The 11670-nt window shown below is 65.5% G+C and carries 11 protein-coding genes; 7 read left to right on the top strand and 4 right to left on the bottom strand.

Annotated elements, in window-relative coordinates:
• The 4 genes from H0E84_RS01655 to H0E84_RS01640 all read right to left on the bottom strand — a co-directional run.
• Window positions 1-456 (bottom strand): protein sip-5 (locus H0E84_RS01655; protein WP_180676888.1); only part of this gene is annotated, 456 nt, incomplete at its 3' end.
• Window positions 453-989, bottom strand: coding sequence for a phage holin family protein (locus H0E84_RS01650; RefSeq protein WP_345776248.1), 537 nt, complete (start codon window positions 987-989; stop codon window positions 453-455). The genes H0E84_RS01655 and H0E84_RS01650, both read right to left, overlap by 4 nt.
• Window positions 990-1010: 21 nt before the next feature.
• Window positions 1011-1367, bottom strand: coding sequence for a hypothetical protein (locus H0E84_RS01645; RefSeq protein WP_180676887.1), 357 nt, complete (start codon window positions 1365-1367; stop codon window positions 1011-1013).
• 133 nt (window positions 1368-1500) lie between these two features.
• Window positions 1501-2982: a Do family serine endopeptidase gene (locus H0E84_RS01640; protein ID WP_180676886.1), complete on the bottom strand. Its 1482-nt coding sequence runs from the start codon at window positions 2980-2982 to the stop codon at window positions 1501-1503.
• 453 nt (window positions 2983-3435) lie between these two features.
• Here H0E84_RS01640 and H0E84_RS01635 point away from each other — a divergent pair, with 453 nt between their 5' ends.
• The 7 genes from H0E84_RS01635 to H0E84_RS20785 all read left to right on the top strand — a co-directional run bounded on the left by H0E84_RS01635 (window position 3436) and on the right by H0E84_RS20785 (window position 11386).
• A complete protein-coding gene (locus H0E84_RS01635) occupies window positions 3436-6711 on the top strand; it encodes an LAGLIDADG family homing endonuclease (RefSeq protein WP_180676885.1) in 3276 nt (1091 codons plus the stop codon).
• A gap of 207 nt (window positions 6712-6918) precedes the next feature.
• The gene (locus H0E84_RS01630; protein WP_180676884.1) at window positions 6919-7542 is read left to right on the top strand and encodes a hypothetical protein; all 624 of its coding nucleotides are present in this window, start codon (window positions 6919-6921) and stop codon (window positions 7540-7542) included.
• A gap of 111 nt (window positions 7543-7653) precedes the next feature.
• Window positions 7654-8448: a TSCPD domain-containing protein gene (locus tag H0E84_RS01625; RefSeq protein WP_180676883.1), complete on the top strand. Its 795-nt coding sequence runs from the start codon at window positions 7654-7656 to the stop codon at window positions 8446-8448.
• 935 nt (window positions 8449-9383) lie between these two features.
• Window positions 9384-10235: a hypothetical protein gene (locus tag H0E84_RS01620; RefSeq protein ID WP_180676882.1), complete on the top strand. Its 852-nt coding sequence runs from the start codon at window positions 9384-9386 to the stop codon at window positions 10233-10235.
• Between the two features lie 139 nt (window positions 10236-10374).
• The gene (locus tag H0E84_RS01615; RefSeq protein WP_180676881.1) at window positions 10375-10656 is read left to right on the top strand and encodes a hypothetical protein; all 282 of its coding nucleotides are present in this window, start codon (window positions 10375-10377) and stop codon (window positions 10654-10656) included.
• Window positions 10657-10781: 125 nt separating this feature from the next.
• Entirely contained in the window at window positions 10782-11150 is a 369-nt protein-coding gene (locus tag H0E84_RS01610) for a hypothetical protein (RefSeq protein ID WP_180676880.1), read from the top strand.
• 83 nt (window positions 11151-11233) lie between these two features.
• A complete protein-coding gene (locus H0E84_RS20785) occupies window positions 11234-11386 on the top strand; it encodes an IS3 family transposase (RefSeq protein WP_180676879.1) in 153 nt (50 codons plus the stop codon).
• The last annotated feature ends 284 nt before the right edge of the window (window positions 11387-11670 follow it).

The raw sequence follows: 11670 nt of genomic DNA, 5'->3' as shown, positions 1-11670 counted from the left end.
GCCTTCGACGCCTTCCGCCGGCCGCGCGGCGGCAGCCCCTGCGCCGGCCGTTCCCGCGGCCGGCGCCCCCGACCCCGCGCCGGCGGCGACCTCTTCGTTCGCCTCCTGCGCGTTGTCGGCGGCGTCGTCCGCGGTCTGCGCCGCGTCCTTGGCTCGCGCCGCGGCCACGGTGGCCTGGATCGAGGTCAGCAGGCCGGCGATCGAGCTGATCAGTCGCAGCCAGCGCGGATCGCCGAGCTGCTTGCCGACCCGGCCCAGACTCTTCATCGCGCGCTCCGGCGCGGACCTGCCGGCCGCAAAACCGGCGAGCAACCCGGCCACCACGATCCGCCCCGGCGACCACGCCTCGCGCCATTGCCGTCGCAGGCTCCGATAGCCCTCGCGGGTCTGGGTGATGCGGCCGTCGACCAGCAGTTCGGAGCGCTCGACGCGGCGCTGGAGGCGCTTGATGCTCATGACGCGACGCTCCCGTTGCGCGCCGAAGCGGCCGGGGCGGTCCCTGCAGTGGACGCGGCAACGGGCGGGTCACCGTCCTCGTCATCGTCTTCGCTGTCGTCGAACCAGCCCAATCGCGCCAACTGGCGGCGGGTGGCCTTGAGTGCGGCCATTTCGAAGAACACGAACACCCGCCAGGCGGCCAGCCCGGTGACCGCCAGACTGATGCCGGCGGCGATGGAGATCGAGGCCAGCCAGGACAGGCCGGCCGTCTGCAGCACCGCCACGGTGGCGCCCATCACCAGCAGCCACGCCGAGGCGCCGAAGATGATCCCCACCGCGGCCCAGAACAGCGCCCGCCCGGTGGCGCCGCGCGCCAGCGCCAGGTCCGCGGCCACCAGCTTGCGCAGCGCGCGGCCGGTGTCGCGGCCGGAGCCGAGCACTTCGCGCCCGGCCTTGCCGACCCTGCGCACGCTCTCGTCCAGGTGCGGCGGCTTGCCGGCGTCGGCCTCGTCGTCCCCGGGCGTGGATTGCTTGCGCTGCTCCTCGGTCACTGCCTTCCCCGCGGCGCCGGATTACTTGGTGCGGGCGAGCTTGGCGATGATCCAGCCGGCCGCGAAGGCCACGCCGAACGAGGCCAGCGGGCGCTCGCGGATCAGGTCGGCGGCGCTGTCGACCAGGTCGCGGCCCTTGTCGAGCACCATGTCCATCTGCTCGCGGCCGGCCTCGCCCAGGCCTTCCAGCGCGGACAGCCCGGACAGGGCGCTGTCGGCGAGGTCCGCCTTGACGTTGGCCTTGCCCAGGCGCAGCTCGTCGCCGGCCACGTCGGCGGCGCCCTTGATCGCATCGCCGGCGTCGTGCGCGGCCTGCTTCAGGCGGCTGCCGGCCTCGCCCAGGCTGTTCTTGACGTTGTCGGTGGAGGTGGGGCTCATCGCGATGTCTCCTGTTGTCGGGGATGTTGCGGGGTGTCGGGGGGTGGGTCGTCCCGGGTACGTCGTCGCGGATGCGAGTGGAGCAAGGATGACGGGTGCCGGGTGATGATCCGGTGGCTGTCCCGCCGGCGGCCTAGCGCAGCTGCACCTGCCCCTGGCTGCGGCCGCGCTGCACCAGCAGCACCACGTCGTCGGGCGCGCTGGCCAGCGCTGCGCGGAACCCGGCCAGGTCGTGGAACTGGCCGCCGGTGGCGGCGAGGATCACGTCGCCGCCGCGCAGGCCGTTGCGCGCGGCGCGGCTGCCCGGCTCCACCGCCTCCACCAGCACGCCGCTGACGCGGTTGCTGGCCCGGCGCAGCGCCTCGGGCAGGTCCGCCAGGGTGGCGCCGGCCAGGCGCGGATCGTAGCTGGCGCCGTCGCGCGGCAGCTCGCGCAGGCGCGTGCTGATCTCCAGCGTGCGGCCGTCGCGCACCAGCTCCAGGGTCAGCGGCGCGTCGATCGCCTGCAGGCCCTGGATGTTGCGCAGGGTCTCGCTGTTGTCCACGCGCTGGCCGTTGGCGCCGACGATCACGTCGCCGGTGCGGATCCCCGCCTCGGCCCCGGCGGAGCCGGCGTGCACCCGGGTCACCACCGCGCCGCGCGGCGCCGTCAGCCCCAGGCCGTCGGCGATGCGCGCGTCCACCGTCTGGGTGTCCACGCCCAGGGTGCCGCGGCGCACCACGCCGTCGTTGGCGATCAGCTGGCGCATCACGCTGCCGGCCAGGCTGGAGGGAATGGCGAAGCCCAGGCCGATGTTGCCGGCCTCGCTGCCGCGCGGGTTGAAGCTGGCGGTGTTGATGCCCACCAGCTCGCCGCGCAGGTTGACCAGCGCGCCGCCGGAGTTGCCGGGGTTGATGCTGGCGTCGGTCTGGATGAAGTTCTGGAAGCCCACCCCGGGGATGTTGCTGCGGCCCACCGCCGAGACGATGCCCGAAGTCACCGTCTGCCCGACCCCGAACGGGTTGCCCACCGCCACCACGAAGTCGCCCACGCTGAGCATGCCGCTGTCGGCCAGCGGCACTTCGGTCAGGTTCTCGGCCGGCACCCGCATCAGCGCCACGTCGGTCTCGGCATCCGAGCCGAGGAACTCGGCCTGCAGGGTGCGGCCGTCGGCCAGGGTGACCGACACCTCGTCGGCACCCTCGATCACGTGGTGGTTGGTCAGTACGTAGCCGTTGCGCGCATCCACGATCACCCCCGAGCCCAGCGACTGCGCGATCCGCTCCTGGCTCAGCTCCGGGAACATGCGGCGGAAGAACGGGTCGTTGCCGAACGGGCTCACCCGCACCCGCTGCTTGGTATGCACGCTCACCACCGCCGGCATCACCCGCTCGAGCATCGGCGCCAGCGACGGCAGCGGCTGGCCGTCCACCGCCATCGGCAGGGCGGCGCTGCCGACCAGCCCCGGCGGCACCTCGCGGGCGCCGGCGGGCGCGGTGGCGGGGGTCTGGAAGAGGGGGGCGGGCGCGTCCTGCGCCAGCGCCGGCGCGCGCAGGCCGTCGCCGATGGCGACCGCGGCCAGGCCGCCGAACGCGGCCGCAGCGACGAGGGCGAGGAGAGTGGGCAGTGGACGCATGGAGGGCTGGTTATCCCGTAGTGACGGTGGCTGGTACGTGAAATGCGGCAGTCGCCGGCCCCTTCAAGGCGGCCGGCGCGGAACGCCGCCGACCCGCCTATCGTGCCTGAACGGGGCTCAACGGCGGCGAAACCGCGGATCGGTGTTCTTGGCCCTTCGTGGAGTTGACTTCCGCCACCTCCGGGCGTAGCTTGAGCCCCCGTTCGCCACTACATCTTGGGGTTGCCGGAGTGTACGTGGCCCAAGTAATGGGGATTTGCTTGGAAAAGTCCAGTGGCCATGGGGGTGGCGCCGGATGCGGGAAAGATGTGATCGGCAACACGAAAACCCGGGAATTGCGCGGGGCGTAACGCACGCCGCCGCCGCTTTGCCGTCGCCGCGCCCGGCGCGCCGGTACCGACAATAACGACAGGGCGGGCACGACCCGCCGCAAACGCAGGAGAGACAAGCAGCATGAGCACGGTTCGTCTGGAGGCGGTGAAGCAGGACCCGGCAACGGAGATTCCGATGCAGCCGGCGTCCGCCGACATCTGGGACAAGAAGTACCGCCTCAAGACCAAGCAGGGCGATGCGGTGGACGCCGACATCGACGGCACCTACCAGCGCGTGGCACGCGCGCTGGCCGATGCCGAGCCCAACCCCGAGAAGCGCCAGTACTGGTACGACCGTTTCGTCTGGGCGCTGCGCCGCGGGGCCATCCCCGCCGGCCGCATCACCTCCAATGCCGGCGCGCTCGAGCACAAGCCCGCCACCAGCACCATCAACTGCACCGTCTCGGGCACCATCGGCGACTCGATGGACGGCATCCTCGAGAAGGTGCACGAGGCGGGGCTGACGCTGAAGGCCGGCTGCGGCATCGGCTACGAATTCAGCACCCTGCGCCCCAAGGGCGCGTTCGTGGCCGGCGCCGGCGCGTACACCTCCGGGCCGATGTCCTTCATGGATATCTACGACAAGATGTGCTTCACCGTGTCCTCCGCCGGCGGCCGCCGCGGCGCGCAGATGGGCACCTTCGACATCAGCCACCCGGACGCCAAGGATTTCATCCGCGCCAAGCGCGAGGACGGCCGGCTGCGCCAGTTCAACCTCAGCCTGCTGATCACCGACGGCTTCATGGAGGCGGTGGAGAACGACGCCGACTGGCCGCTGGTGTTCCCGATCAGCGACAAGGAAGCCGGCGACGTGGACCTGGCCGACCCGGAGAAGGTGATCTGGAAGGAGTGGCCGCAGCACCAGGGCTACATCGTCCGCGACGATGGCCTGGTCGCCTGCCGCGTGTACGGCAAGATCCGCGCCCACCACCTGTGGGACATGATCATGGTCTCGACGTACGACTACGCCGAGCCGGGCTTCATCCTGATCGACCGCGTCAACGAGATGAACAACAACTGGTGGTGCGAGAACATTCGCGCGACCAACCCGTGCGTGACGGCGGATACCCGGCTGGCCACCCAGCACGGGATGGTGCCGATCGGCGAGCTGTACGCCAGCGGCGAGGCCATCGAAGCGACGGTCGACATGCGCACGCTGCCGGACGGTGGCAGGGGCGTCACCACGCGTCCCGCCAAGCCGGCCTTCATGACCGCGCCGCGCGCGCCCGTGTACCGGGTGCGCACCGAGGACGGCTACGAGATCAAGGCCACCGAGTGGCACGACTTCTACACCGAGCGCGGCAAGCTGAAGCTGGGCGAGCTGCAGCTCGGCGACCGGTTGCTGGTGCAGTCCGGCAAGGGCCAGTTCGGCACCGACGGCAGCGAGGACCTGGGCCTGTTGCTGGGGCTGCTGACCGGCGACGGCCACTTCACCAACCGGGGCAAGGGGCAGGAGGCCGCGATCGTCACGCTGTGGGGCGAGGACCGCGCCCTGGCCGACCGGGTGGCCGGTTACGTCAACACGCTGATCGCGGGCGCGTCGCTGCACGCTTCGCGCAACTACACGGTGGCGCCCGTCGCCGTGCCGGAACGCAACCAGGTCTTCATCCGCTCGGTGATGCTGGCCCGGCTGCTGGAGCACTACGGCTTCACCCGAAGCACCAAGCTCAAGGTGCCCGAGGTGGTGTGGCGCGGCAGCGAAGACTGCGTGCGCGCCTACCTGCGCGCGCTGTTCCAGACCGATGGCACCGTCAACATCTCCTCCAGCAGCCAGAGCTGCTCGGTGCGGCTGGCGTCCAGCCAGGAAAGCCTGCTCAAGGACGTGCAGATGCTGCTGGCCAACTTCGGCGTGTTCTGTCGGGTGCGCAAGCGCCGCGAGGCGCAGGCCAAGACCATGCCCAACGGCCGTGGCGGCGAGCAGAGCTACCAGTGCGTGGCGCAGTACGAACTCATCGTCGATGGCGAGTCGCGCGAGCAGTTCATGCGCGAGATCGGCTTCCTGCTGCCGGCCAAGAACGACAAGTACGCCAACTGGGCGCAGGACAAGGTGCTGCGCAAGACCCAGCGCTTCGCCTCGCGGATCGAGAGCATCGAGTACGTGGGCGAGCACGCCGTGTTCGATACTACGCAGCCGGATCAAAACTCCGTTGTTTTCAATGGTTTGGTGACTGGACAATGCGGAGAGCAGCCGTTGCCGCCCTACGGCGCCTGCCTGCTGGGCTCGGTGAACCTCACCAAGTTCGTGCGCAACCCCTTCACCGACCAGGCCACGTTCGACTGGGAGGAATACAAGGAAGTCGTGCGCGTGTTCACCCGCATGCTCGACAACGTGGTGGAGATCAACGGCCTGCCCCTGCAGCAGCAGCGCGACGAGATCATGCGCAAGCGCCGGCACGGCATGGGCTTCCTGGGCCTGGGCAGCACCGCCACCATGCTGAAGATGAAGTACGGCTCCAAGGAAAGCTGCGACTTCACCGAGCGCGTGGCCCGCGAGATGGCCGTGGCCGGCTGGGAGATGGGCCTGGCGCTGGCGCAGGAGAAGGGCCCGGCGCCGATCATGGAGGAGCGCTTCGCCGTGACCGCCGAGATGCTGCGCAAGCGCCCGGAGATGGCAGCCGACGGCTGGAAAGTGGGCCAGGAGATCCCCGGCAAGGTGCTGCATGCCAAGTACTCGCGCTACATGCAGCAGGTGGCCACGGTGGCCCCGGAGCTGGTGGACGCCCTGGCCGAGACCGGCAGCCGTTTCACCCACCACAGCTCGATCGCCCCCACCGGCACGATTTCCCTCAGCCTGGCCAACAACGCCAGCAACGGCATCGAGCCCTCGTTCGCCCACCACTACAGCCGCAACGTGATCCGCGAGGGCAAGAAGAGCAAGGAGAAGGTGGACGTGTTCTCCTTCGAGCTGCTGGCCTACCGCCACCTGGTGAACGCCAAGGCCATGCCCTACGCGGACGCGCCCGACGCCCAGTTGCCGGACTACTTCATCTCCGCCGACGACATCAGCCCCAAGGAGCACGTGGACGTGCAGGCCGCGGCGCAGAAATGGGTGGACAGCTCCATCTCCAAGACCGCCAACGTGCCCACCGACTACCCGTACGAAGACTTCAAGAGCATCTACACCTACGCCTACCACCAGGGCCTGAAGGGCTGCACCACCTTCCGCTTCAACCCGGCCGCCTTCCAGGGCGTGCTGGTCAAGGAGAAGGACCTGGAGAACACCACCTACCGCTTCGAGCTGGAGGACGGCGAAGTGGTGGAGGTGAAGGGCAACGAGCAGATCGAATACGACGGCGAGGTGCACAGCGCCGCCAACCTGTTCGACGCCCTGAAGGAAGGCTATTACGGCAAGTTCTGACCCTGGCTCCCTGCTCCCGCGCAGCGGGTGCGGGGCCGGGCGAGGACGGCCCGCACCGCCCCCGCCCGCAGCGAACCCCGTCTCCCGCGCCCGGCAGCGGGGGTGGGAACCAGAGCCCCCGCCACGCCCCTTGCATACACCGCCCAAACTTCGCGCTACATTCCGCTTCACGGGCAACAGTGCCCGGAACACGACGAGGAAAACCCGATGAGCAACGGTAACGGAGTGACGGCGACCATCGCCGGTGCGGCCGAGGCTGTGGCCGAGAAGGCGCAGGAGGTCGGCAGCACGGTGGCCGAGCGCGTGAGCAAGGCGGTGGCCAGCGCACGCAAGACCGCGAAGAAGGCCGGCAAGACCGTCAGCAAGCGCGTGAGCAAGGCCAAGAAGAGCCTGACCAAGGCCAAGGCCAGCGCCGCCGCCGAAGGCGCCGCGCTGAAGAAGCAGGGCGCCGGCAAGAAGGCCGCCGCCACCCGCGCCGGCAAGAAGGCCACCCGCAAGGCGGCCGGCAAGAAGGCCGCGGCCACCCGCGCCAAGAAGGCCGCCAAGCGCTCGGCAGCCGGCAAGAAGGCTGCCGCCACGCGCGCCGCCAGCGCGCGCAAGGCCACCGCCAAGAAGAGCGCCAAGAAGACGGCGAAGAAGGCAGCCAGCAAGAAGACCGCCGCGCGCAAGACCACCGCCAAGAAGGCAACGGCGAAGAAGGCCACGGCGAAGAAGACCGCCGCCCGCAAGTCGCCCGCCAAGAAGGCCGCCGCCCGCAAGGCCCCGGCCAGGAAGGCGGCGGCGAAGAAGGCCGCCCCGCGCAAGGCCGCCAAGAAGTCCGCAAGCAAGTAACCGCGCCAACGCCCCTCTCCCGCTCGCGGGGGAGGGGTTGGGCCGAGGCCCCGCACACCGGCCCGCCCACCATCCCCGTCACCGCCCCACCGCAACCGCAAGAGATCAGCAATGGCCGTCAGGATCGACAAGAAAATCAAGGGCTACGCCGTCGTCACCCCCGAAGACAAGGTGAAGGATGTGCCCACCGCCTCCGTGAGCCGCGAAGCCGCCGAAGCGGAACTGACCGCCGGCGCCGAGGACAACGTCATCCAGATGCACGAGCGCATCGAGCGCCCGGAAGTGCTGATCGGCAGCACCTACAAGATCAAGTCCCCGCTGGTGGAGCACGCCATGTACGTGACCATCAACGACATCGTGCTCAACGCCGGCACCGAGCACGAGCAGCGCCGCCCGTTCGAGATCTTCATCAACTCCAAGTCGATGGAGCACTTCCAGTGGATCGTGGCGCTCACCCGCATCATGAGCGCCGTGTTCCGCAAGGGCGGCGACGTCACCTTCCTGGTGGACGAGATGAAGGCCGTGTTCGACCCCAAGGGCGGCTACTTCAAGGCCGGCGGCGTGTACATGCCCAGCCTGGTGGCCGAGCTGGGCAACATCGTCGAGGACCACCTGAAGTCCATCGGCATGATGCACGACCCCGAAATGAGCGACACCACCCGCGCCCTCATCGCCGAGAAGCGCCGCCAGTTCGAAGCCCAGTCAAAAAAAAACGCTGAAATAAGCGACCGGGCCGCCGCCGCGCCCGAACCCACCGACGACCACCCCGAGGACATCGCCGTGACCGGCGAGGGCGCCTCGTTCCCGCCGTCCGCCACCATGTGCCACAAGTGCAGCACCAAGGCCGTAGTGCTGATGGATGGGTGTGCGACTTGTTTGAACTGTGGGTATTCGAAGTGCGGGTGAGGTAGGTGTCACCAAAGCGGTCCAGCGCGGGGGCAGCCGTTCAGAAGTGAACCTGGCATCGTTTTTTCTGTTTCATTTTTCTCCCTATTTTTCTGGAAAGGAACAGCAGGGCCGACGGGGCTTGGTTCTGGGTGCTCGTAGCTAACCTGCCGCACCGCAAGCCGGGTGAGGAAGGCCTCGACCACCTTCCCGCCGAGCGTCGCCGGATGGTGCCTGCCATTGTCCCGGATATACCGTCGAATTCAGTAGAGGTAGGCCTCTTTGGTGCGCAATCTGTAGTGTTTCAGCCGCAACCGGGCGCGAACCTCGTCCAACGGGCGCGGACGCCCGGTCGCTGCCCCGGCGCGGGATAGTCAGGCGTGCTCGCCGTCATATCGCATAGGTCGGCCTCCATGCCGGCTAACTCCCGATGCTCGGGCTCTCCGCCACCGTCGTCCATCGTCGCAAATGCATGATCCCGGTAGGAAAAGCCCGATTGACGTCCCCGTACAACAAGGCCAAAGTCCCCCAGCAAGGGGTCTAGTAGTTGTTAGGCGCCAATGGGCATCTTCAGCGACGAGCCACTTACAATCAGACAGGGCGGCTGGTTCCCTATCGTCCTCGGGGCGCTGTTCGTCGGGTTCGGGTTCCTCCTACCAGCCTTCCGTGCACAACCTCCCTCCTACTGGCCACAAATGCCGCTTGGGGTCCTTGGTATCGCCTTCCTGGGAACCGGTCTGCCCTTCGCCATCCGCGGCAAGGCTGTAATGGCCCGTTTTGGTCACCCGCAGCAGCCCAACTCATGGTCTCGCGCACTCGGGATTGCCTTGGTGCTGTCCGGCCTGTTGATCTTTGCCCTGCTCCGGTGGCTATATGGCGCCTAACAGTTCATTCAAGCCGAACCCGCTTCGCGGGTCGGCTTAATTCAGGCGTTATAACGCAGGGGGAGTTCACAGATGTCTGATGAAGAAAAGAGAAGCGTGAGCCTTTGGGATGTTGTGAGATCCCTGTCCGTACTGATCTTAGTGATAGTTCTATCTATCAAGATCTATCAAACTCCGTTGCAATTGACGGTCGACTTTCCAACTCTTCTATCTTTGCTTCTTGCATTGTTCTCTGTTGCGTTGGCCGCTCTTTTCTACTTCAAGGCAACGGACACTAGCAATACCTTCTACGACAATACGTATAAGTTCACCCGCGACGTGGCCCAACTTCTTGCAAAAATGGAGAGTGGATTTGGCGAGAGACTTCGCCACCTCGACGAGGGCTACTCATCTATGCGTAGCTACCTTCAGGATGGAGGAAAGAAAACTGGCAATGAGGAGGTGGAAAAAACAAAGAAGAAGCTTGAGGACGAAAAGCAAGAGGTCAGTAAGACAATCGAAGAGCGGAATAGGATTGTTCGAGATCTCATTGAAAGATCCAATTTGCAGAAAGAAGAGAAAGAGAAGATTGCGGGCCAGCTGAAAGAAAAAGAGCAGGAGCTGGCACAAATGCAACAAGAGGTCTCTAAGCTCAATCGGAGACTGATGATGGAGAGGGTTAGAAAGCACAGAGCAGAGTCTGAGTTCATCCCAGACGATGGAGGAATGAACCGTTTCACTTACTCCCACGTGATAGACAAGATTGGAAGAGAGAAATTGATGAAGCTCTCGCCGCTTGGGATTAAGCGCGCTTTTAGCAGCTTGGTTGACGACCTCCCCCGCGGTTACATAGAAGATCTGGAGCGGCTCGAGTACTTTGACGACGGGTTAACTCCGGCTGGAGCTAGCTACTTGCGCGCACTCGCACATCGACATGCGTTATAACAATTCATTCAAGCCGACGCCGCTTCGCGGCGCGGCCTAATTCAGGCGCTAGGCCTCATATGCGGGTGTCTCAGGTAATGCGACAAGACTATGGTCTTCTAGGTTTGCGTCACTCCGACGCGACTGGGGATCCGGACACATGGCAAACAATCTTTTCGTTTCGTACGATCTGCATAACCCTGGCCAAGACTACTCATCGGTTATCGAGGCGATCAAATCATTGGGCTCTTGGGCGAAGGTTCACAAGTCTGTTTGGTACGTCAGTTCCAACCTATCTGCCGACGCGGCTGTTACAAAGGTCTGGGCAGCCATGGACCGCAACGATTCGCTTATCGTTGTGGACGCCTCCAACAACAGTGCTTCTTGGCAGAACCTGTCAGACGAGGTGGCGAAGCACATTCAAGAGCAGTGGGCGCAATAGGCTGAGGCCTAACAATGCGTTCAAGCCCAAGCCGCTTCGTTCCACCAACCACATGGCAGATGGAGCTTGCCATGTGGTTGGCTCCACTACGCGTCTCGGCTTAACTTAGGTGTTATACGTCACTGATGATCACGGCAGGCACACTGACGGCAAAGATTGCCACCTTCATCGCTGGCAAGGCGGCCACGCACATCGGTTCGCTTGCGTTCGACAAGCGACGCAAGGCTTGTCGCGCGCTCACCAAACTCTACTTCTGTGTGAGTGCACTCGACGAAGCCTGCGCTGAGATCCTTGGCACGTTTGAAGATTTCCGCTCGGACAGCGACGCGTTTTCCTTTCCTCTGATGAATGCGCTAAACAACCACATGCATGAAGTCGCACATGCGACGAACATGTTTGTGGACCTGAAGAAGAACAGGGGTCAGAGTAGGTTTCCTAGCGACTTCGCCGCATCACTCTCGCTCGACAGTGACGAAGAACAGGGGTCAGAGTAGATTCTTCAAGCGGAAGGAAAAGGTGTCAGAATAGGTTTTCCTAGAGTCGAGACAACGCGCACACCGAGCTCTGGAGCAAGTCGATGAAGTCCGACATGTATCACCGCCAGGCCTTCGTTAGCGACCATGCGCTACGCAATTACGTGCGCAGCTACGTTCACTTCCACAATGTCCAGCGACCGCACGCCGTACTCGGATACCCGTCCCCGGCGGAGCACGAACTGCAATGCTCCTGACTCGCAGGCGTCAACTTCTTTGTAAGAAGCCCCAGCCGCTTCGCGGCTCGGCCTATTTCAGGCGTTAGGTGCTGTGGACAGTTCTTCAATCGTCATGGAAGCGCTCGACTCGGCGAGGCTCGCGCACCGACTCGAAGGGATTATCGTAGCCTCGGCTCGAACAGGTGAGGTCTTGTACCGGGTAGGGTCTGTCGACTCCCCCTGATCAGGTCCACGCATAACTAGAGGTTTCCGGGTGATGGATGATCCGGTACTCGACTGGGGTGAGGTCGTTGAGGGAGTCG

The organism is Luteimonas salinisoli (genome assembly GCF_013425525.1).
Classification (GTDB): domain Bacteria; phylum Pseudomonadota; class Gammaproteobacteria; order Xanthomonadales; family Xanthomonadaceae; genus Luteimonas; species Luteimonas salinisoli.
This window is presented reverse-complemented; position numbering and strand designations above follow the sequence as displayed.

Coding starts and splice junctions, on each gene's coding strand:
- H0E84_RS01645 (WP_180676887.1), bottom strand. CDS start 1,367: ATGAGCCCCACCTCCACCGACAACGTCAAGAACAGCCTGGGCGAGGCC.
- H0E84_RS01640 (WP_180676886.1), bottom strand. CDS start 2,982: ATGCGTCCACTGCCCACTCTCCTCGCCCTCGTCGCTGCGGCCGCGTTC.
- H0E84_RS01635 (WP_180676885.1), top strand. CDS start 3,436: ATGAGCACGGTTCGTCTGGAGGCGGTGAAGCAGGACCCGGCAACGGAG.
- H0E84_RS01630 (WP_180676884.1), top strand. CDS start 6,919: ATGAGCAACGGTAACGGAGTGACGGCGACCATCGCCGGTGCGGCCGAG.
- H0E84_RS01625 (WP_180676883.1), top strand. CDS start 7,654: ATGGCCGTCAGGATCGACAAGAAAATCAAGGGCTACGCCGTCGTCACC.
- H0E84_RS01620 (WP_180676882.1), top strand. CDS start 9,384: ATGTCTGATGAAGAAAAGAGAAGCGTGAGCCTTTGGGATGTTGTGAGA.
- H0E84_RS01615 (WP_180676881.1), top strand. CDS start 10,375: ATGGCAAACAATCTTTTCGTTTCGTACGATCTGCATAACCCTGGCCAA.
- H0E84_RS01610 (WP_180676880.1), top strand. CDS start 10,782: ATGATCACGGCAGGCACACTGACGGCAAAGATTGCCACCTTCATCGCT.
- H0E84_RS20785 (WP_180676879.1), top strand. CDS start 11,234: ATGAAGTCCGACATGTATCACCGCCAGGCCTTCGTTAGCGACCATGCG.